This window comes from Streptomyces sp. SM1 (assembly GCF_002910825.1).
Lineage (GTDB): Bacteria > Actinomycetota > Actinomycetes > Streptomycetales > Streptomycetaceae > Streptomyces > Streptomyces okerensis.
Map to the genome: position 1 here is coordinate 1 of NZ_NEUB01000539.1, position 19,517 is coordinate 19,517.

General features: G+C 72.8%; 20 protein-coding genes. 6 read left to right on the forward strand and 14 right to left on the reverse strand.

Features of this window, described 5'->3' with window-relative positions; genetic code table 11:
- The 3 genes from B9S61_RS13010 to B9S61_RS13020 form a co-directional block, all read right to left on the reverse strand.
- The coding region (locus B9S61_RS13010) for a serine/threonine-protein kinase (RefSeq protein ID WP_146064819.1) at positions 1–877 on the reverse strand (877 nt) is incomplete at its 3' end.
- A gap of 79 nt (positions 878–956) precedes the next feature.
- Complete coding sequence (locus B9S61_RS13015; protein ID WP_103542396.1) at positions 957–1,445, reverse strand: MarR family winged helix-turn-helix transcriptional regulator; 489 nt, start codon at positions 1,443–1,445, stop codon at positions 957–959.
- Positions 1,442–2,047: a type 1 glutamine amidotransferase family protein gene (locus tag B9S61_RS13020; RefSeq protein ID WP_103542397.1), complete on the reverse strand. Its 606-nt coding sequence runs from the start codon at positions 2,045–2,047 to the stop codon at positions 1,442–1,444. Before B9S61_RS13020 ends, B9S61_RS13015 begins: the two co-directional genes overlap by 4 nt.
- A gap of 200 nt (positions 2,048–2,247) precedes the next feature.
- Here B9S61_RS13020 and B9S61_RS13025 point away from each other — a divergent pair, with 200 nt between their 5' ends.
- The 3 genes from B9S61_RS13025 (at position 2,248) to B9S61_RS13035 (ending at position 5,302) form a co-directional block, all read left to right on the forward strand.
- On the forward strand, positions 2,248–3,603 hold the full coding sequence (locus B9S61_RS13025) for an aspartate aminotransferase family protein (RefSeq protein ID WP_103542398.1): 1,356 nt from the start codon (positions 2,248–2,250) through the stop codon (positions 3,601–3,603).
- A gap of 162 nt (positions 3,604–3,765) precedes the next feature.
- On the forward strand, positions 3,766–4,476 hold the full coding sequence (locus B9S61_RS13030) for a GntR family transcriptional regulator (RefSeq protein ID WP_103542399.1): 711 nt from the start codon (positions 3,766–3,768) through the stop codon (positions 4,474–4,476).
- Positions 4,477–4,651: 175 nt separating this feature from the next.
- Positions 4,652–5,302 carry a hypothetical protein gene (locus B9S61_RS13035; RefSeq protein ID WP_103542400.1) on the forward strand — a complete coding sequence of 217 codons (651 nt, stop codon included), beginning with the start codon at positions 4,652–4,654 and terminating at the stop codon, positions 5,300–5,302.
- A gap of 11 nt (positions 5,303–5,313) precedes the next feature.
- Here B9S61_RS13035 and B9S61_RS13040 read toward each other — a convergent pair whose 3' ends face one another.
- Together B9S61_RS13040 and B9S61_RS13045 are read right to left on the reverse strand one after the other, a co-directional pair.
- A complete protein-coding gene (locus tag B9S61_RS13040; RefSeq protein ID WP_103542401.1) occupies positions 5,314–5,604 on the reverse strand; it encodes a hypothetical protein in 291 nt (96 codons plus the stop codon).
- Between the two features lie 124 nt (positions 5,605–5,728).
- On the reverse strand, positions 5,729–7,012 hold the full coding sequence (locus B9S61_RS13045; RefSeq protein ID WP_103542402.1) for an adenylosuccinate synthase: 1,284 nt from the start codon (positions 7,010–7,012) through the stop codon (positions 5,729–5,731).
- 187 nt (positions 7,013–7,199) lie between these two features.
- Here B9S61_RS13045 and B9S61_RS13050 point away from each other — a divergent pair, with 187 nt between their 5' ends.
- Positions 7,200–8,072 (forward strand): diacylglycerol kinase family protein, encoded by an 873-nt coding sequence (locus B9S61_RS13050; RefSeq protein ID WP_103542403.1) that lies wholly within the window; start codon positions 7,200–7,202, stop codon positions 8,070–8,072.
- A gap of 13 nt (positions 8,073–8,085) precedes the next feature.
- On the opposite strand, the gene B9S61_RS13055 is transcribed toward B9S61_RS13050, so the two are convergent.
- Together B9S61_RS13055 and B9S61_RS13060 are read right to left on the reverse strand one after the other, a co-directional pair.
- Complete coding sequence (locus B9S61_RS13055) at positions 8,086–8,676, reverse strand: Uma2 family endonuclease (RefSeq protein WP_103542404.1); 591 nt, start codon at positions 8,674–8,676, stop codon at positions 8,086–8,088.
- A 52-nt stretch (positions 8,677–8,728) separates the two neighbouring features.
- Entirely contained in the window at positions 8,729–9,226 is a 498-nt protein-coding gene (locus tag B9S61_RS13060; protein ID WP_103542405.1) for a GbsR/MarR family transcriptional regulator, read from the reverse strand.
- Between the two features lie 104 nt (positions 9,227–9,330).
- Between B9S61_RS13060 and B9S61_RS13065 the strand changes: the two genes are divergently transcribed.
- Together B9S61_RS13065 and B9S61_RS13070 are read left to right on the forward strand one after the other, a co-directional pair.
- On the forward strand, positions 9,331–10,275 hold the full coding sequence (locus B9S61_RS13065; protein WP_103542406.1) for an ABC transporter ATP-binding protein: 945 nt from the start codon (positions 9,331–9,333) through the stop codon (positions 10,273–10,275).
- Positions 10,272–11,933: an ABC transporter permease gene (locus B9S61_RS13070; protein ID WP_103542407.1), complete on the forward strand. Its 1,662-nt coding sequence runs from the start codon at positions 10,272–10,274 to the stop codon at positions 11,931–11,933. Before B9S61_RS13065 ends, B9S61_RS13070 begins: the two co-directional genes overlap by 4 nt.
- A gap of 73 nt (positions 11,934–12,006) precedes the next feature.
- Here B9S61_RS13070 and B9S61_RS13075 read toward each other — a convergent pair whose 3' ends face one another.
- The 7 genes from B9S61_RS13075 to B9S61_RS13105 all read right to left on the reverse strand — a co-directional run.
- Positions 12,007–13,224, reverse strand: coding sequence for a cytochrome P450 (locus B9S61_RS13075; protein WP_103542408.1), 1,218 nt, complete (start codon positions 13,222–13,224; stop codon positions 12,007–12,009).
- A 40-nt stretch (positions 13,225–13,264) separates the two neighbouring features.
- Positions 13,265–13,930 (reverse strand): response regulator transcription factor, encoded by a 666-nt coding sequence (locus tag B9S61_RS13080; protein ID WP_103542409.1) that lies wholly within the window; start codon positions 13,928–13,930, stop codon positions 13,265–13,267.
- On the reverse strand, positions 13,927–15,426 hold the full coding sequence (locus B9S61_RS13085) for a sensor histidine kinase (RefSeq protein WP_103542410.1): 1,500 nt from the start codon (positions 15,424–15,426) through the stop codon (positions 13,927–13,929). Before B9S61_RS13085 ends, B9S61_RS13080 begins: the two co-directional genes overlap by 4 nt.
- Positions 15,427–15,459: 33 nt before the next feature.
- Complete coding sequence (locus B9S61_RS13090; RefSeq protein ID WP_103542411.1) at positions 15,460–16,125, reverse strand: response regulator transcription factor; 666 nt, start codon at positions 16,123–16,125, stop codon at positions 15,460–15,462.
- The gene (locus B9S61_RS13095) at positions 16,122–17,468 is read right to left on the reverse strand and encodes a sensor histidine kinase (protein ID WP_103542412.1); all 1,347 of its coding nucleotides are present in this window, start codon (positions 17,466–17,468) and stop codon (positions 16,122–16,124) included. Before B9S61_RS13095 ends, B9S61_RS13090 begins: the two co-directional genes overlap by 4 nt.
- Positions 17,461–18,648, reverse strand: a complete 1,188-nt coding sequence (locus tag B9S61_RS13100) for an acyltransferase (RefSeq protein WP_103542413.1) — start codon at positions 18,646–18,648, stop codon at positions 17,461–17,463. The genes B9S61_RS13095 and B9S61_RS13100 overlap by 8 nt, the downstream gene beginning before the upstream one ends.
- Positions 18,645–19,517, reverse strand: an 873-nt coding sequence (locus B9S61_RS13105) for an alpha/beta hydrolase (protein WP_103542414.1), incomplete at its 5' end; no start/stop codon positions are given. The genes B9S61_RS13105 and B9S61_RS13100, both read right to left, overlap by 4 nt.

Below are 19,517 nucleotides of genomic sequence, written 5' to 3' on the forward strand. Positions count from 1 at the left end.
GCTGGGCGACCAGGGCACTCGGCAGCCACGGGTCGCGGCAGCGGCCGCCGACGACGGTGTCCTCCGCGCCGGTGCGTTCCAGCACCTGGTCGAGCGTGGGCCGCGCCGCCGGGTCCTTGTGCAGACAGGCGCGTACGAGCCCGGCGAGCCCCTCGGGCACCCGCTCCAGGTCGGGCTCCTCCTGGGCGATGCGGAACATCAGGGCGTGCACACCGCTGTGGGCGGTGCCGAAGGGGAGCTCGCCGGTCGCGGCGTAGGCGAGCACCGAGCCGAGGCAGAACACGTCGCAGGCGGGCGTGATGCGGTCGCCGCGCACCTGCTCGGGCGCCATGAAACCGGGCGAGCCGACGAGCGCCCCGGTGCGGGTGAGTCCGCCGTCGGTCACCGTCTCCAGCGCCCGCGCGATGCCGAAGTCGATGACCCGCGGACCGTCGATGGTGACGAGCACGTTGGACGGCTTGAGGTCGCGGTGGACCATCCCGGCGGCGTGGATGTCCTTGAGCGCGTGCGCGAGACCGGCGGCGAGGATCCTCACCGACCGCTCGGGCAGCGCCCCGTGGTCGTGTCCGACCACCTGCTGGAGGCTGGGGCCCGCCACGTATCCGGTAGCGACCCAGGGCACGGGCGCCTCGGTGTCCGCGTCCAGCACCGGCGCCGTCCAGTCGCCGCCGACCTGCCGGGCGGAGCTCACCTCCTGGCGGAAGCGCGCCCGGAACTCCTCCACCCGGGCCAGCTCCTCGCGGACCAGCTTCACGGCGACGGTGCGCCCCCGGTCGGAACGGGCGAGGTAGACCTGCCCCATCCCGCCGGCCCCGAGCCGCGCCAACAACCGGTACGCCCCGATCCTCTGCGGGTCCCCGGTCCCGAGCTTGTCCATCGCCGCGCCGCCTCCCCCCTCGCAGTGAGCAACAGCCCGAGGATAGTGCGGGGCCGGTACCCGGTGAGCTGGGCCTTGTCTACGGTTGCGTAACAGGCGGGCCGAGCCTGTCGAGGACGTCGGACAGCCGTTCCAGCGCCTGTACGGCCCGGGCGAGCCCGTCCTCCCCGTACTCCTTCTCGTACGCCTCCGCCAGCCGCTCGGCGAAGGCGGCGTGACCGGGGCCGATCCGGCCGACCGCGGCGTACCCCTCGTCCGTGGGGGCGAGGAGCTTGGCGCGGCGATGGGCGGGATTGGGCCGGTACTCGGCCAGTCCGCGCTCCACCAGCAGGTCGGCGACGCGCTGCACGCTCTGCCGGGTGATGCCCATGGCCCTGGCGATCCCGGAGACCGGCAGCGGTTCGCGGAGGACGGCGCCGAGCACCTGCCACCAGGCGGCGGTGATCCCGGCGGGCCGGGCCAGTTCCTCGGCGACCGCGAGGAACTGGCCGTTCAGCCGGAAGGTGCCGAGCGCGCCCCGGGTGAGCAGGTCCTGCCGCTCCGGGCTCCCGTGCTGCTGCCGGCTCACCGGCCCACCGCCTCCTCGTACGCGGCGTACGCGGCCGGGTCCGAGTCGTGGAACAGCCGGTACCAGGCGTCGGTCGCCTTCTCGTCGTAGGCGCCGAGCAGCCGGAAGATCTCGCGGGCGAAGGCGACGGGTTCGGTCGGTCCGGCGGTGACGAGGCCGCCGTCGGTGACCGCGTCGGCCTCGACGTACCGGCCGGCGCCCGCGTATCCGGTCATGGCGAGGTAGGGGGCGGCGCCGCTGGTGTGCGCCCGGTCGTCGAGCAGCCCCTCCCGGGCGAGCCCGGCGGTCGCCCCGCAGATCGCGGCGACGGGCACACCGGCGTCGAGGAAGGCGCGGGCGGTCCGGGCGAAGGGGGCGAGCTCGTCGCCCTCGTCCCAGCGGGTGGCGCCGGGGAGGATCAGCAGTGAGCTGTCCTCGGGGCGCAGCCCGCCGAGCGCCAGGTCGGGCAGGACGCGGAGCCCGCCCATGCTGGTGACCGGTTCCCCGGCCGGGGTGACGGTACGCACCTCGTAGCCGGCGAGGGCGAGATGCGCGGTGGTGTGACCGGTCTCCCAGTCGGCGTGGGTGTCGTAGAGGGCGAGGTGCACGGGCTTGCGGGTCATGACCGCTCCCTTGGGTGGATGCCGGGCCCGTCCGGTGTGCGGGTGCCGGGCCCGTCCGGCGATGACAGCAGCCTGCCAAAAAGACAGCACGCTGTCAAAAGGGCGGGAGGGTCGCTGTCGACAACCTGTCGCGGAAAGTCCCCGACCGCAGACAGGCCGCCGATGTCGCGCGGGCGACCGCCCCGCCTACCCTCGGCGGCATGACCCCTCAGCCGAACCCCGAGGCCGGCGCCGCCGTCAAGGCCGCCGACCGTGCGCATGTGTTCCACTCCTGGTCCGCGCAGGAGCTCATCGACCCGCTCGCCGTCGCCGGGGCGGAGGGGTCCTACTTCTGGGACTACGACGGCCGGCGCTATCTCGACTTCGCCAGCGGGCTGGTCTACACGAACATCGGCTACCAGCACCCGAGGGTCGTCGCCGCCGTCCAGGAGCAGGCGGCGCGGATGACGACGTTCGCGCCCGCGTTCGCCGTCGAGGCGCGCTCGGAGGCGGCCCGGCTGATAGCCGAGCGGACCCCCGGCGACCTGGACAGGATCTTCTTCACCAACGGCGGCGCCGACGCCGTCGAGCACGCCCTGCGCATGGCGCGGCTGCACACCGGGCGCCCCAAGGTGCTCTCCGCCTACCGCTCGTACCACGGCGGCACCCAGCAGGCCGTGAACGTCACCGGCGACCCCCGCCGCTGGCCCTCCGACAGCGGGACCGCCGGGGTCGTGCGCTTCTGGGCGCCGTACCTGTACCGCTCGCGCTTCTACGCCGAGACCGAGGAGCAGGAGTGCGCCCGCGCGCTCGAACACCTGGAGACGACGATCGCCTTCGAGGGACCGTCGACCATCGCCACGATCATCCTCGAGACGATTCCGGGAACGGCCGGGATCATGCTGCCGCCCGCCGGCTATCTCGCCGGGGTCCGCGAGCTGTGCGACACGTACGGCATCGTCCTCGTCCTCGACGAGGTCATGGCCGGGTTCGGCCGGACCGGCACGTGGTTCGCGGCGGACCTGTACGACGTCGTACCGGACCTGATGACCTTCGCGAAGGGCGTGAACTCCGGCTATGTGCCGCTGGGCGGTGTCGCCGTCAGCGGGGCGATCGCCGAGACCTTCGCCAGGCGGCCCTACCCGGGCGGACTGACGTACTCGGGACACCCGCTGGCCTGCGCCGCCGCCGTCGCCACGATCAACGTGATGGCGGAGGAGGGCGTCGTCGAGAACGCGGCGGCACTCGGCGCGTCCGTCGTCGGACCGGGACTGCGGGAACTGGCCGCACGGCACCCCAGCGTGGGCGAGGTCCGCGGCGTCGGCATGTTCTGGGCGCTGGAACTGGTGCGCGACCGGGAGACCCGGGAGCCGCTGGTGCCGTACAACGCGTCCGGCGAGGCGAACGCCCCGATGGCGGCCTTCGCCGCCGCCGCGAAGGAGGGCGGCATCTGGCCCTTCGTGAACATGAACCGCACGCACGTGGTGCCGCCGTGCAACGCGAGCGAGGCCGAGCTGAAGGAGGGGCTGGCGGTGCTGGACGCGGCGCTGACGGTCGCGGACGGCTACGTGGCGTGACGGAGGGCGGGCGGGCCGGCGTGATCCGGCCGGAGCGGGCGCGCGGGGCCCTCACCCCGCACCCGTTCGAACACTCCCCGCCCGATCCGACGGCGTAAGGTGGCGTGCCCGTGAACATGTGCGGGCACGCCATTCGAACGCGATGAGGGAGACGCCCCGACCATGCCCGGCATCAGTGGCCATGGCGCCGTGACCCGCAGCACCCTGCGGCAGCAGATCGCCGACGCGCTCCGTGACGAGGTGCTGGCCGGGCGGCTCCAGCCGGGGCAGGGGTTCACCGTCAAGGAGATCGCCGAGCAGTACGGCGTGTCCGCGACCCCCGTCCGGGAGGCGCTGGTCGACCTGTCGGCGCAGGGACTGCTCGACGCCGACCAGCACCGCGGCTTCCACGTGCACGAGTACTCCGTCGACGACTTCCGCGGCATGATCGAGGCCCGCAGCCTGGTGATCGACGGGATGTTCCACGCCCTGACGGCGGGCCACCTGACCCATGTCCGGCCGGACGAGCCCCGGATCGCCGCCGCCCTCGCCGGAGTGCGCAGACGCGGCGAGGAGGCACAGCGCGCCGCCCTCGCCGGCGAGGTCACCGTCCTCATCGGCTACGACCTGCGCTTCTGGCGCGAACTCGCGGCCGCCTTCGGCAACCCCTACCTCACCGACTTCCTGCACCGGCTCCGCGTGCAGGGGTGGGTGTACGCGGTGCAGCATCTGCGGCGCGTACCCGACCTGCGGGGACGGCTGTGGTCCCAGCACACCGATCTGGTCGATGCCCTGGTGCGCCGTGACACCGATTCCGCCCGCGCGATCGTCGAGGCGTACAACGCGCACTCGCTGTCCGTGGTCGAAGGGCTGACGGCCGGTACGGATGGGTAAGGGATCTGCACCACGGTCCGCACGGGGGGGGGAGAGCCGCCCGGCCCGACCGGCGCACGGGGGGAGCCGCCCGGCCCGGGCGCCGATACCCTTCCCTGACCAGGACGGCCTGCTCGGGACGACGACTTGACCAGGACGACCACCCCGACGACCGCGCGATGCGAGGAGTCCTCCTTTGGCCTGTGACCTGTGGCTGGTACCGCTCGTCGACGTGTTGTGCCACACGCCCGACAATCCCTTCGCCGACGAACTCGCCCAGTACAACGCGGTGCTCGCCGAGGCGGGCCTGCCACCGGTACCCGTGTACCAGTACATGCCGGGACTGACCGGCGAGGTGGCCCCGGTCGCGGGGTTCGACTACGACGCGCTGCACTTCCTGCGGCGCGTGTACCTGCTCCAGGTGTGCGGGCTGCCGGTCACGCCGGTGGACGAACTGGGCGGCGACTACGAGCAGCTGCTGGAGATGTTCGAGACGACGGCCCAGCGGTCGCATCTGGTCTGGCACTACGACCACGCGGGCGCGTACGTCCCCGTGGACTTCCCGCACCCCCTCTCCAGCGACGAACTCCTCGCCGGTGGCGGACCCCTGGGCTCCTCCCACGGGCTGCTGCGCGAACTCGAACTCGTCGCCCCGTCCCTCGGTATCGACCCGGCCAACCCCCCGGCGGCCCCCGAGCCCCCGCGCGGCCCGACGGAACTGGAGGAGCCGGCCGTCCCCGCCCCGTACGATCCCAGCCCCTTCGCCCGCGAACGCCACGTCTGGCTGGGCCTGCACGCGGCGGCGACGCGGAGTCTGGCGCAGGGCTCGATGATCGTCTTCAGCTGAGAATCAGCGGATCAGTCCAGTTCGGAGAGCCCCTTGCGCAGATCGTCCGCGTTCATCACCGGGGTCATCTCGACCTCGGCGTTCATCCGGGAGAAGAACGGCTCTCCGGTGGACGGGATCTGCGAGCTGTCCTGGAGGTCGAGGACGAGCAGACAGGTCCGCCGTCCGCCGATCGGGCCGAAGTAGGCGGCCTCGGGCCGGAGCCGCTCCGTGATCTCCTTCATCACCTCGGGCGTCTTCCCGCTGCGGATGACCTCGTTCGCCTTCTCGGTGTCCAGTGTCGCCTTGAGCATCACGCGCATCGCACTCACCCTCTTCCGCGTCGATGCACGCACCGGAATCCCAGGATATGCCCGGACACGCGAAACCGCCGGTGTCCCTCGTCGAGGGGCGCCGGCGGTCGCGGGGTCCTGCAGGGGGACGGTTCTACAGGAACGAGTTGATCTCGATCGTCTCGGTGCGGCCCGGGCCCACGCCGATCGCGGAGATCGGGGCGCCGGACATCCCCTCCAGGGCCTTGACGTACGCCTGGGCGTTCTTCGGCAGGTCGGAGAAGGACTTGGCCTTGCTGATGTCCTCGCTCCAGCCGGGCAGCATCTCGTAGACGGGCTTCGCGTGGTGGAAGTCGGTCTGCGAGTACGGCAGCTCCTCGACGCGCTTGCCGTCGATCTCGTAGGCCACGCAGACCGGGATCTGCTCCCAGCCGGTGAGGACGTCGAGCTTGGTGAGGAAGAAGTCGGTGAGGCCGTTGACGCGGGTGGCGTAGCGGGCGATCACCGCGTCGAACCAGCCGCAGCGGCGGTCACGGCCGGTGGTGACACCGCGCTCGCCGCCGATACGGCGCAGGGCCTCGCCGTCCTCGTCGAACAGCTCGGTCGGGAACGGGCCGGCGCCGACGCGGGTCGTGTACGCCTTGAGGATGCCGATGACCCGGCTGATCTTCGTCGGGCCCACGCCCGCGCCCGTGCAGGCGCCGCCCGCGGTCGGGTTGGACGAGGTGACGAAGGGGTACGTGCCGTGGTCGATGTCGAGCAGCGTGCCCTGGCCGCCCTCGAAGAGGACCACCTTGTCCTGCTCCAGCGCCTGGTTCAGCACCAGCACCGTGTCGGAGACGTACGGGGCGAGCTTGTCCGCGTAGCCCAGCAGTTCCCCGACCACCTGCTCCACGGCGATCGCGCGCCGGTTGTAGAGCTTGGTGAGCATCTGGTTCTTGGCGTCGAGGGCCGCTTCGACCTTCTGGGTGAGGATCGACTCGTCGTACAGGTCCTGGACGCGGATACCGACGCGGTTGATCTTGTCGGCGTAGGTCGGGCCGATGCCCCGGCCGGTGGTCCCGATCTTGCGCTTGCCGAGGAAGCGCTCGGTCACCTTGTCCACCGTCACGTTGTACGGCGTGATGATGTGAGCGTTTCCGCTGATCAGGAGCTTCGACGTGTCGACGCCGCGCTCGTTCAGACCGCTCAGCTCGGAGAGCAGGACCGACGGGTCGACGACGACGCCGTTGCCGATGACCGGCGTGCAGCCTGGGGACAGGATTCCGGAAGGGAGCAGGTGGAGGGCGTACTTCTGGTCGCCCACGACTACCGTGTGGCCGGCGTTGTTGCCGCCCTGGTAGCGCACCACATAGTCGACGGAACCACCGAGCAGGTCCGTCGCCTTTCCCTTGCCTTCGTCACCCCACTGAGCACCGAGCAGCACAAGTGCGGGCACGCGCGTACACCCCTTCCGGGCGGGGCATGTCCAAGGTCAGGGGCGCGCACGGAGGATCACCGCCGCGTGCACCGCGCGACCACCGCTGGCCGCCAACCGTCGGACCGGATGCCCCGGAATAGACGAAACCCCTGGCGCAACAGCGCAAGGGGCTCTTGCACAAAGATGCTACCCGAGGAAGCGAGGCATGGCCGAGGTGGCGACTTCCAGGACCTTTTCCGCGACGTCCGATCAGCTCCTGGTAGTCGTCGATCCGGTCGCGCGGCGGGCGGACGGCGAGTCCGTCCGGATCGCGAAGGACGTGATCGGGGCGGGCGCCGCGGGCACGAAGGTGTGCCTGCCGGACGGTCCGGAGGAGTTCGCGCGGGCACTGTCCCGGCGCGGGTCGCGGCGGCCGGTGGTGGTCGGTGACGACCGGGCCCTGGTGCGGGCGGTGGAGCTGCTGCACCGGCAGCGGGAACTGGCCGCGTGCACGCTGTCGCTGGTGCCGGTGGGGGGTGCGGTGGCCCTCGCCCGGTCGCTGGGGGTGCCCACGGGGGCGGTGGCCGCGGCGCGGACCGTACTGGAGGGGGTGGAGCGGCGGATGGATTTGCTGGTGGACGACAGCGACGGGGTGGTGCTCGGTGCGCTGCGGATCCCGCCGGCCGGGGGTGTGACGCGGCTGCGGGAGGCGGACGGCGGGGCGGACGGTCCGTGGCTGCGGACGTGCCGGTCGCTGGTACGGACCCTGGTGCCGGCGCGGCCGTCCGGGATCGTGTCCGCCCCCGAGGCGGGGCCGGCGCGGCTGCGGGTGGAGGTCGACGGGAAGACGCTCGTCGACCTGGGGCAGCCGGTGGAGAGCGTCTCGATCGCGCCCGGGGTGTCCGGGAGGGCGCGGGTCGAGGTGCGTCCGGCGTCGGTGGGCGCGGAGGCGTCCCCGCTGTCCGCGGAGGGCCGCACGGTGACCGTGTCGGGCGCGCACTTCCGCTACCGGGCGGACGCGGTGGTGTCGGGGCCGGTACGGACCCGGACGTGGGTGGTGCGGGAGGGGGCCTGGGGGCTCACGGTGCCGGTGCGGTAGCGGACGCGTCGGGTCAGGGGGACTCGAAACCGGACGTGTCGAGTACGCAGTCGATCGGGTCGGGGATCGACAGTTTCTCACCGAAGGGCTTGGTGTCGCGGGACTCGTACCCCTTGGCGGAGGGCATCGAGAAGACCGTGGCCTGCTCCTCCTGCATATCGAGGAGGAGATAGACGGGGACGCCCGCCTTTCCGTAGGTCAGAACCTTGTCGGTCAGGTCGTCGTCGCGTGTGGAGGGAGAGGTCAGTTCGGCGACGAAGAGCAGGGCTTCGCCGTCGAGGTGGTTACTGGTGGTCTCGAAGACGTGCTCAGGAGCGGCATGGATGTCCGGCCCGTAAGCTCGCTCATCCCCCGGGAAGACATACAGGAACGGTCCGCAACCGATGGCGTGCTCCGCCGGAAGATGCGGTTCCAGCTGCCTGCACACCAGGCGCATCACCCGGTGGTAATACCCCTTCGACCACGGCGACACGACGATGTTCCCCCTGATGATCTCGGCCTTGTAGCCGTCGGGCACGTCCAGCTCGTCGAGGGTGCGCAGCAGTTTCCCGAAGCTGTCGGGCTCGGTTCCGTTTGTCGTCGGTCGCTCTGCCATGACTGTCATGATGCGCCCTCCCCTTGAGACGGACCAGCCACCACTCAGCGTAGCGGATCGACTACCCACACCCGAACCGCTCCTCCCGGTGGGCACGCCAGCGGTCCATCATCGCCTCGACCTCCTTCTCCACGAACTCGAAGAAGGCCAGCGTCTCCGCCAGCCGCCGCCCTGCCGGGGTGTGCTCGCCCAGGCTGGTGACGCCCTCGCGGAGGGCGTCCTCCCAGCGGCGGATGACGGCCTCGCGGTTGGTGAGGGCCTCGTACCACTGGTCGCCGTGGACCCGGTACCGCTCCCGGCGGGAGCCGGGCTCGCGCTCGCGGGAGACCATGCGCTGCTGCGCCAGGTACCGCACCGCGCCGGACACCGCGGCCGGCGAGACCCTGAGCTGTTCACCCAGCTCGGCGGAGGTCATGACCCCCGTGTCGGACGCGAGCAGGGCCGCGAAGACGCGGGCGGGCATCCGCGGCAGCCCGGCCTCCACCAGCTGCGCCGCGAAGTGCTCCACGAACCGTGAGACCGCCTCCGGGTCCCGGTCCGTCCCGCGCGGTTCCGCCATGCTCCGATCATCTCCCCTGCTCAGGCACCGTAAGCCAGTCCAGCCAGCGTTTTATACGCTTCCTTAACTTCACAATGTTCTGAAACGAGCGTACGTTCCGAGACATGACGAAGGCCATCACCGTGTCCGGACTGCACAAGTCCTTCGGCCGGACCCACGCACTGGACGGCCTCGACCTGAACGTCGAGACCGGCGAGGTCCACGGCTTCCTCGGGCCCAACGGCTCCGGCAAGTCGACCTCCATCCGCATCCTGCTCGGGCTGCTGCGCGCCGGCTCGGGCACCGCCCGGGTGCTCGGCCGGGACCCGTGGACGGACTCCGTGAATCTCCACCGGCGCCTCGCCTACGTCCCCGGTGACGTGGAACTCTGGCCGGGCCTCACCGGCGGCGAGGCCATCGACCTGCTGGCGCGGCTGCGCGGCGGCCTGGACGGGAAACGGCGCGCCGAGCTCATCGAGCGCTTCGACCTGGACCCGACCAAGAAGGGCCGCGCCTACTCCAAGGGCAACCGGCAGAAGGTCGCCATCGTCGCCGCGCTCGCCTCCGACGCCGAGCTGCTGCTCCTCGACGAGCCGACGGCGGGACTGGACCCGCTCATGGAGGTCGTCTTCCAGGACGTCATCGGCGAGGCGAAGGCGGCCGGCAAGACGGTCCTGCTCTCCAGCCACATCCTGGCCCAGGTGGAGAAGCTCGCCGACCGCGTGAGCATCATCCGCCTGGGGCGCACCGTCCAGTCCGGCACCCTCGCCGAACTGCGCCATCTGACCCGCACCACCATCGAGGCGGAGACCGAACGGCCGGCCACCGGCCTGGCCGAGCTGTCCGGCGTCCACGACCTGCGGACCGTCGACGAGGCCACCGGCCGGGTCCGCTTCAGCGTCGACGGCGCCCAGGTCGGCACCGCGGTCCGCCGGCTCACCGAGTTCGGCGTCCGGAGCCTGGTCAGCCACCCGCCGACGCTGGAGGAACTGATGCTGCGCCACTACGGCGACGAGCTCGCCGCCAACGGGCACGGCACCGGACAGGGCACGGACGGAGAGCCGCGATGACCTCGGCGACCGCCGCCCCCGGCACCCGGGCGCCCTCCGCACCGGCCGCGGGCGGCAACGCGCTGGCCGGCACCCGGACCCTGATCCGCTTCGCCCTGCGCCGGGACCGGATCCGCCTCCCGGTGTGGATCCTGGCCCTGTTCCTCAGCACGCTCATGACGGCGAACAGCTTCCGGACCCTCTACAGCGACCCGCAGGACCGGGCGAACGCCGTCAGAAGCGTGGACAGCCCGGCCGGCCTGGCCATGTCCGGCCCCCGCCACTACCTCACCGACGACGGCTTCGGCTCCATCCTGAGCCACCAGATGATCGGCTTCACGGCCGTCCTCGTCGGCCTCATGAGCGTGCTGGTCATCACCCGGCACACCCGCGCGGAGGAGGAGACGGGCCGCGCCGAACTGGTGCGCTCGGCCGTCGTCGGCCGGCACGCCCACCTCGCGGCCGCCCTGTCCGTCGCCGTCCTGGCCAACCTCGCCCTCGCCCTGCTGCTGGCCGTCGGCCTGGCCGGCCTGGGCATGGAGGGCGTCGACACGGCCGGCTCGCTGGTCTACGGCTTCGCCCACGCCGCCGCCGGCCTGGTCTTCGCCGCCGTCGCCGCGGTCACCGTCCAGTTCACGGCGCACACGCGCGGGGCGTCCGGCATGGCCCTCGCGGTCATCGGCGTCGCCTACGTACTGCGCGCCGCCGGCGACAGCGGCACGAACGACACCCTGTCCTGGCTGTCCCCGATCGGCTGGGTGCAGCGCAGCTACCCGTACGTCGACGACCGCTGGTGGCCGCTGCTGCTGAGCCTGCTGTTCGCGGTGGCGTGCGCGGCGGCGGGGTTCCGGCTCTCCACCCGGCGGGACGTGGGCGCGGGCCTGCGTCCGCAGAAGCCGGGCAGCCCCACGGCCTCCGCCGCGCTCACCACACCGGTCGGCTTCGCCCTGCGCCTGCACCGCGGCATGCTGGCCGGTTTCGGCACCGGCCTGTTCCTGATGGGCGCGATGTACGGGTCGATCCTCGGGGACGCCGAGGACATGCTGGCGGGCATCGACGAGATCGAGGAGGCCCTGGAGCGCATCGGCGGGGCGAGCGTCGCCGAGTCCTTCGCCTCGATGGTCATGGTCGTCCTGACGGTCGTGGCGGCGGTGTACGTCGTCATGGCGGCCCTGCGGCCCCGTTCCGAGGAGACGGCGGGCCGCGCCGAGCCGCTGCTCGCCACCGGCCTCTCGCGCTCCCGCTGGGTCGGCGGCCACCTGGCCGTGGCCGTGGGCGGCGGCACGGTCGTCCTGCTGCTGGCCGGGCTCGGCTTCGGTGTCGCCGGCGCGGCCTCGACCGGTGACGCCGGACTGGTGCCGGACCTGACGGGCGCGGCCCTCGCGTACGCACCGGCCCTGTGGGTCACCGTCGGTGCGGCCGCGGTCCTCTTCGGCTGGTTCCCCAGGGCGAGCCAGGCGGCCTGGATCGTGCCGGTGTACGCCTTCGTGGTCGGCTACCTCGGCCAGATCCTCCAGTTCCCGGACTGGATGAACAACCTCTCCCCCTTCGGCCACATCCCCCGGCTCCCCGCCGCCGACATGGACTGGACCCCCCTGCTGCTCCTGACCCTCGTCGCCGCCGCCCTGCTGTGGCTGGGCCTCACGGGCTTTGGCCGACGGGACCTGGAGACGAAGTAGAAGACGCCCGGCGGCCGGCGGCCGGGGGCCCGTGGCTGCGGACGCCCCGGGCCTCGCGGCCGGGGCCGCGTGCTCAGACCTCGACCACCAGCCCCTCCAGCCCCCTGATCACGAAGTTCGGCTTCCGCTCCGGCTCCGCCGCGAGGCGCAGGGCCGGGGCCTTCTCCAGCAGGGCCGTCATCGAGGCGGCGAGCTCGATACGGGCCAGGGGCGCGCCGATGCAGTAGTGGAGGCCGGCGCTGAAGGAGATGTGCGGGTTGTCGGCGCGGGTCAGGTCCAGGCGGGACGGGTCGGTGAAGACCGCCGGGTCGTGGTTGGCGGAGCCGAAGAGCATCGCGATCTCCGCACCCCGCGGGATCACCTGCCCGTCGATCTCGATCTCGTCCAGGACCCAGCGCTCGAACAGCTGGAGCGGGGTGTCGTAGCGCATCAGCTCCTCCACGGCGGAGGGCACGAGGGAGTGGTCGGCGCGCAGGGCGGCCAGCTGGTCGGGGTTGCGGAACAGCGCCCACCAGCCGTTGACCGTGGAGTTCACCGTCGCCTCGTGGCCCGCGTTCAGCAGCAGCACGCAGGTGGAGATCATCTCCTGCTCGGTGAGCCGGTCGTCCTCGTCGTGGGCGGCGATCAGACCGGAGACCAGGTCGTCACCGGGGTTCCTGCGGCGCTCGGCGATCAGTGCGCGCAGGTACTCCGAGAACTCGGCCGAGGCGCGGACCGCCCTCTGCGCCGCGTCCCCGGACGGGTTCAGCTCGTACATCCCGCAGATGTCCGCCGACCAGGGGCGCAGGGGTGCCCGGTCCGCCTCCGGGATGCCCAGCATCTCCGCGATCACCGCGACCGGCAGCGGCTCGGCGACGTCCGTGAGCAGGTCGCCGCCGCCCGCCTCGGCCAGCGCGGACACCAGGTCCCCCGCGAGGCCCTCGACGTACGGCTTGAGGCGCTCCACCGTGCGCGGGGTGAACGCCTTCGACACCAGGCGCCGGATGCGGGTGTGGTCCGGCGGCTCGAGGTCGAGCATGCCGTGGTCGTTGAGGGTGTGGAACGGCTCGTGCTCCGGCGGGGGCGGTGTGCGGCCGAACTCCTCGTGGGTGAAGCGGTGCAGGTACGTCCGGCCCAGGCGCCGGTCGCGCAGCAGCGCCGAGACGTCCGCGTGGTGGGCGACCAGCCACTGGTTCGTCGGCTCGAAGTACCGCACCCGGCCCTGCTCCCGCAGCTCGGCGTAGGCGGGGTAGGGGTCGGCGACGAACGCCGGGTCCCACGGGTCGAAGGCGAGGTCGTCATGGGCTGCCATGAACGGACGGTAGCCCGGAAACCGGCCTCTGACCAGGGGGTCAACCCGGCGTGACCAGCCGTGCCTCGTACGCGAACACCGCCGCCTGGGTGCGGTCCCGCAGGCCCAGTTTCACCAGGATGCGACTCACGTGCGTCTTGATCGTCGACTCGGCGACCACCAGCCGCCCGGCGATCTCCGCGTTCGACAGCCCCTGCGCGATCAGCACCAGCACCTCCGTCTCCCGCTCGGTGAGGTCGCCGTACGCCGCCTGCGCGGACGGCATCAGCCGCGGCGCCTCGGACAGCTTGGAGAACTCGGTGATCAGGCGCCTGGTGACGGACGGGGCGAGCAGGGCCTCACCGGCCGCGACGACCCGCACCCCGTCGGCGAGCCGGCGGGCGGAGGCGTCCTTGAGGAGGAAGCCGGAGGCGCCCGCGCGCAGCGCCTGGTAGACGTACTCGTCGAGGTCGAAGGTGGTCAGGACGAGCACCTTCGCCGTCCCGTCGGCGGCGACGATCTCCCGCGTCGCCTCGATGCCGTTCATCTCGGGCATGCGGATGTCCATCAGGACGACGTCGGGGGCGAGCTCGCGGACCCGCTCGACCGCCTCCCGGCCGTTGACCGCCTCGCCGACGACCTCGATGTCGGGCATCGCGCCCAGCAGGACCGAGAAGCCCTCGCGCACCATCATCTGGTCGTCCGCGATCAGGACGCGGATGGTCATGCGTCACCTTCGATCACCGTGGCGACCGGCAGGAACACGGCGACCTCGTAGCCGCCGTCGTCGGTCGCGCCGGCCGTCATCTCGCCGTTCAGCATGGTGACCCGCTCGCGCATGCCGGTGATGCCGTGACCGGCGCCCATCGGAGAGGGCGGGCGAAGCCCTCCTTCAGGGGTGGTGGCCGGGTGACGGGCGGGCTTCACCAGGTTCGGTGCGGGGGCGGGGCCGTTGACCACACGCACCCCGAGGCCGCCGAGTACGTACCCGATCTCGACGCGGGCGCTCGCGCCGGGCGCGTGCCGCAGGCTGTTGCTCAGCGCCTCCTGCACGATCCGGTACGCCGACAGCTCCACCCCCTGCGGCAGCTCCCGCACCGCGCCGGTCAGCACCTTCTCCACCTCCAGTCCGGCGCCGCGCACGTTGACGAGCAGGGCGTCGAGGTCGGCGAGGGTGGGCTGCGGGGCGTCCGGGGCCTCGTAGTCCTCGGCGCGGACCACGCCGAGGATGCGGCGCAGCTCGGTGAGGGCGGCGACCGCGTTCTCCCGGATGGTGACGAAGGCGCGCTCCAGCTCCGGCGGCGGGTTCTCCACCCGGTACGGGGCCGCCTCGGCCTGGATGGCGACCACCGACATGTGGTGGGCCACCACATCGTGCAGCTCGCGGGCGATCGTGGTGCGCTCCTCCAGCGCCGTGCGCCGGGACCGCTCGTGCGCGGTGACCGTCTGCTGGGCGGTCACCTCCTGCTGGGCGGTGTGCCGGACGTGCCGGAGGGAGACCACCAGCAGGGCGAAGGCCGACGTCACCATCATCGGGCCGCTGTTGGTGTAGTAGTACGAACCGCCGAAGAAGACGTCGGAGAGGAAGGTGTACGCGGCGGTCAGGACCCACATCCAGGCGGCGGTGCGCGGCCGGGTGCGCAGCGCCACGATCACGATCACCGCCAGGTGGCAGACGAACGCTCCGGGCATCCACGGCCAGTCGGCGCCCCTGTCGCCCAGGATCGCGACCACCGGGGTCACCGCGAGCGACAGCCAGAACGCGCCGATCGGCCGGACCAGCGTGGCGAGCACCGGGAACGCGCACAGCAGACCGACCAGCAGGGCCGGTACGTCCCCGCCGGGCAGGCCGCTCGACAGGGCGCCGGCCATCAGCGCGATCAGCGCCACCGCCCCGACCAGCGCGTGCGGGAGGTGCTGCGCGGCGGACCGCAGCCGTGCGGGGAGCCGGCGGACGAACGGGCCGTCCGTGCGCCGGGGCGGCAGCGGCCGGTAGGCGAAGGCGTCGTCGAACAGGTCATGGCGCAGTCCCCGCAGGGAGTTCTGGGCCAGCCGGTACTCCGGGCTGCGGGTCCCGGTCGCGTCCCCGTCGCCGCGCGGGCCGCCCGGGTACTGCTGCTGAGTCGTCTCGGTCACGCTCACACGGTAGGCCGACCGGGTGGTCGCGGTCGTCCCCGCTGAGACGGGTTCCCCGGCGTCCGTCTCAGGTACTACGCGGGTCACGGCGGGTTACCCCTGAGTACTCCGAGGCCGGGGTCAGTACCCCGAGGGGCGGACCAGCCCCGACTCGTACGCGTACACCGCCGCCTGGGTGCGGTCCCGCAGGCCCAGTTTCACCAGGATGCGGCCGACGTGCGTCTTCACGGTCTGCTCGGCCACCACCAGCCGTACGGCTGTCTCCGCGTTGGACAGGCCCTGCGCGATGAGCGCCAGCACCTCCGTCTCGCGTTCGGTCAGCTCGCCGGCGCGCTGTCCGGGCGGGGTGGCGCGGGGGCGGCCGTCCAGCCGGGAGAACTCGGCGATCAGGCGGCGCGTGATGCCCGGTGCGAGCAGGGCGTCACCGGCCGCCACCACCCGCACGGCTTCGGCGAGCTGGTCGGCGGAGGCGTCCTTCAGCAGGAAGCCGGACGCCCCGGCGCGCAGCGCCTCGTACACGTACTCGTCGAGGTCGAAGGTGGTCAGCACGAGCACCCTGACGTCCGGGGCGGCCGTGGTGATCCGCGCGGTGGCCCCTATCCCGTCGAGCTCCGGCATGCGGATGTCCATCAGCACGACGTCCGGGACGAGTTCGGCGACCTGGACGACCGCGTCGAGTCCGTCCACCGCCTGGCCGACCACCTCGATGTCGGGCTGCGTGTTGAGCAGCACGGTGAAGCCCTGCCGGACCATCTGCTGGTCGTCGGCGATGAGTACGCGGATCATGCGGTGCCGTCCAGGGGAGAGGTGTCGGAAGCGTGCGGGGCGGAGGCGGAGGCCGGGAGGCAGGCGTCGACCCGGTAACCCTTGCCTGCCCAGGGACCGGCGGTCAGTCTGCCGCCCAGCATCACGGCCCGTTCCCGCATGCCGAGCAGCCCGTGCCCGGCGCCGGGGGACGGCGGAGCCTCCCGCGTCGGACCGGTGTTGACGATCTTCACCCGCAGCCCTCGCGGATCGTAGGCCAGGGTGACGTGCGCGGTCGCGCCGGGCGCGTGGCGCAGCACGTTGCTCAGCGCCTCCTGCACGATCCGGAACGCCGACAGCTCCACGCCGGGCGGCAGCGGGCGCCGGTCACCGGTGAGTTCGGTGGTCACGGTGAGTCCGGCGGCGCGGGTGTTCTCCACCAGCGACCCGAGCCGGTCGAGGGTGGGCTGCGGGGCGTGCCGGGCGGTGTCGAGGGCATCCGCGGGCTCCCCGGGGGCGGGGTGTTCGGAGCGCAGCACGTCCAGGACGCGGCGCAGTTCGGCGAGCGCCTCGACGGCGTTCTGCCGTATGCCTGCCAGGTTCTCCTTCAGCTCGTCGGACGGGTCCTGGACGAGGTGCGGCGCGACCTGGGCCTGAATGGAGATCACCGACATGTGGTGCGCCACCACATCGTGCAGCTCACGCGCGATACGGCCGCGCTCCTCCAGGAGGGTGCGCCGGGCGCGTTCCTCGGCGGTGAGCGTCGTCTGCCGGCCGAGTTCCGCGCGGGCCTCACGACGGCCGCGCAGGGCACTGCCGAGGACGACGGCGACGGCGAACAGCGGGACGGCGGCCTGACCGGTGGGCTGGTAGTTCACACCGCCTATCAGCCCTTGGAGGACATAGGTGACCAGCGACGTCAGGGCCAGGGCCTCGACCGAGACGCGGGCACGCACCCGCAGGGCCAGCAGCAGCAGGACGAGCAGGTGGGCGATCAGTCCGGACGCCGTCCAGGGCCAGGTGAACTCGTACGCGCCGGGGGCCATCCGGGCGCGTACCGCCATCGCCCCGAGCACCATGGTGCCGAGGGAGAGCCACCACGCGGGCACCGGCTGCCGCAGCGCGAACACCATCGCGGCGCTCTGCCCCAGCGCGATCAGCAGAGCGAGCCCGGGGCCCAGCCCTCCGTGGTCGTGGAGCTGGGCCAGATCGCCGAGGAAGACGCCGAACGCGGCCAGGCACACGAACCCGTGGGGCACCCAGCGCAGCCACACCGACGGCGGCAGCGGGTCCGTCCGCCAGGTCCACAGATCGTCCCGCAGCACGCCCAGCCACCGCCGGACGGACGTGTCCCCCTGGTTCGCCACGCGGCTCAGCCTAGACATGGCGTACGTCCTTCCGGGCCGGCCGGTGGGCGCGGACCACCCGGGACCGTCCCCGTCGCCGCCCTCCTGCGCCCCGCTCCCAGGACCGGAACGCGGACACGCAGACCGCGAGGGCGAGGGCGAACACCGGCAGCCAGGCCAGCCGGGCGGCCACCCAGCCGAGGCCGTCGGGGACGGTGTGCAGGCCGGGCAGACGGCCGGCGGGCAGAACGGTGGCGGTGGCCGCCATCAGGGCGGTCTGGTGCCAGAGGAAGAGGGTCATCGCGGAGAGGTTGACCAGGGCCACCGCCGCCCAGGCGACCGGCCGGCGCATCGCGCCGCGCAGCCGGTCCCGCAGCAGCAGCGCGAGCCCGCACTGGGCGAGGCCGAAGGTGACGGCGGCCAGCGTCGGCGGGTTGAGGTTGGAGACTCCGGCGCCCGGGACGCCGACCATCGACGCCGGGTAACCGGCCCAGGCGACCAGCACGGCCGTGGCCGCCGTACCGGCGAGCAGCAGGATCCAGCCGGACCTGCGGCGTTCCAGCTCGCCCCGGGTCCAGGCGGCGCCCAGGGTGTACGGCACCAGCCAGCCGGCGGCCAGGTTCAGCCAGCCGAGCGAGCCGGGGGCGCCGAGGCCGAAGCGCAGCAGGTCCACATGGAGGACGACGGCCGGCGGCCACAGCGGGTGAAGGCGGGCCAGCAGCGGGGTCGCGGCGGTGAGGACGGCGAAGACCAGCAGGAACCACAGCGGCGACAGGGCGAGCTTCGCCAGGGTGCGGACGGTCGCGTACTCGGTGCCCGAGAGCAGCAGCACGGTTGTGACGGCCGTCCACAGGGTGAGGACGGCGGCGACCGGCTTGAACAGCCGGGCCAGCCGGCCGTGCAGCCAGTGGTGGTACGGGACGCCGCGGGCCCGGGCCGAGGCGTACCCGCGGGTCGCCACATGGCCGCCCACCAGAAAGAACACGGCGAGGGTCTGGAACATCCAGGAGATGGGGGCCAGCCACGGCATGTGCTGGAGCGGGCTGGCGCTGTGCAGGGTGCGCTCGTCCGCGACGAGTGCCGTGACGAGCCAGTGGCCGAGCACCACGCCGAGGATGGCAAGGGCGCGCAGGGCGTCGACGGCACGGTCGCGGTGGCCGGGCGTGGCGGCGTCGACGCGCACGGCGGCGTCGCGCAGCGCGGTGGTGAGGGCGCTCACGAGGTCACCGCCCGGGTCTCGCCGAGAACGATCCGGGTCAGGTTGGCCAGGGAGGCGGAGCCGGGCGCGAAGTAGTCGCTGTGGCCGCCTGCTCCGGCGCTGAAGACACGGGCGCCGAAGTCCGGGGAGACGGGGTCGGTACCGAATCCGACGGTGGTGCCGAAGACGTCGGCGCTGAGGTGCGGCACGTTCTCGACCCAGTCGGCGGCGCCCCGGGCGGCCCAGATCCTGGCCCGGGTGTACAGGGCGGCGGCGGTGTCGGCGCCGGTGCCGGGGCTGCCGAGGAGGGCGATGTCGTCGACGTCGAGTCCGGCGGCGGCGCGGGCGCAGACGACGGAGCCGTAGGAGTGGCAGAGGAGGGAGACACGGGACCGCGGTCCGGCGACGGCGCGCAGGTCCCGTACGAGAGCGCGGAGTCCGGGGGCCGCCTCCTCCGCCCGGTCCGTGGTGGCGACGGTGGCGCTGAAGGTGCCGGGGGCCCGGTAGCCGAGCCAGGCCACGACGGCCGTACGCGTCTCCTCCGGGGCGGCGCGGTACAGGCGCCCGTGCAGGGCGAGAGCGGCGGCACGGAACCGGCCGTAGGTGTCGAGTCCGGTGTCGGAGCCGGGGACGAGGACGGCGACCCGGTCGGCGCCCGCGAGGTCACCGAGCACCTCGGTGACCAGCCCGGACCCCCGCCCGTCGAAGTGCAGCAACTGCCGCCCGGCCAGGGCTCGTTCCGCCGCGGCCCGCTTCCGGTCGCCGTACGCGTCGGCCATACGGGCCGCTTCCGCCGCGTTGGCCCGGTGGGCCGTGTAGGTCGGACCGAGGGTGGCCGCCGAAGGCGGCGCGGACACCACGGGCACCGGCGCGGGCACCTGCGGCCGTCC

Excerpts from the sequence above, each read along its gene's own strand:
- B9S61_RS13020 (WP_103542397.1), bottom strand. The coding sequence starts at position 2,047 with ATGACCCGCAAGCCCGTGCACCTCGCCCTCTACGACACCCACGCCGAC.
- B9S61_RS13025 (WP_103542398.1), top strand. The coding sequence starts at position 2,248 with ATGACCCCTCAGCCGAACCCCGAGGCCGGCGCCGCCGTCAAGGCCGCC.
- B9S61_RS13030 (WP_103542399.1), top strand. The coding sequence starts at position 3,766 with ATGCCCGGCATCAGTGGCCATGGCGCCGTGACCCGCAGCACCCTGCGG.
- B9S61_RS13040 (WP_103542401.1), bottom strand. The coding sequence starts at position 5,604 with ATGCGCGTGATGCTCAAGGCGACACTGGACACCGAGAAGGCGAACGAG.
- B9S61_RS13050 (WP_103542403.1), top strand. The coding sequence starts at position 7,200 with ATGGCCGAGGTGGCGACTTCCAGGACCTTTTCCGCGACGTCCGATCAG.
- B9S61_RS13055 (WP_103542404.1), bottom strand. The coding sequence starts at position 8,676 with ATGACAGTCATGGCAGAGCGACCGACGACAAACGGAACCGAGCCCGAC.
- B9S61_RS13060 (WP_103542405.1), bottom strand. The coding sequence starts at position 9,226 with ATGGCGGAACCGCGCGGGACGGACCGGGACCCGGAGGCGGTCTCACGG.
- B9S61_RS13065 (WP_103542406.1), top strand. The coding sequence starts at position 9,331 with ATGACGAAGGCCATCACCGTGTCCGGACTGCACAAGTCCTTCGGCCGG.
- B9S61_RS13070 (WP_103542407.1), top strand. The coding sequence starts at position 10,272 with ATGACCTCGGCGACCGCCGCCCCCGGCACCCGGGCGCCCTCCGCACCG.
- B9S61_RS13075 (WP_103542408.1), bottom strand. The coding sequence starts at position 13,224 with ATGGCAGCCCATGACGACCTCGCCTTCGACCCGTGGGACCCGGCGTTC.
- B9S61_RS13080 (WP_103542409.1), bottom strand. The coding sequence starts at position 13,930 with ATGACCATCCGCGTCCTGATCGCGGACGACCAGATGATGGTGCGCGAG.
- B9S61_RS13090 (WP_103542411.1), bottom strand. The coding sequence starts at position 16,125 with ATGATCCGCGTACTCATCGCCGACGACCAGCAGATGGTCCGGCAGGGC.
- B9S61_RS13095 (WP_103542412.1), bottom strand. The coding sequence starts at position 17,468 with ATGTCTAGGCTGAGCCGCGTGGCGAACCAGGGGGACACGTCCGTCCGG.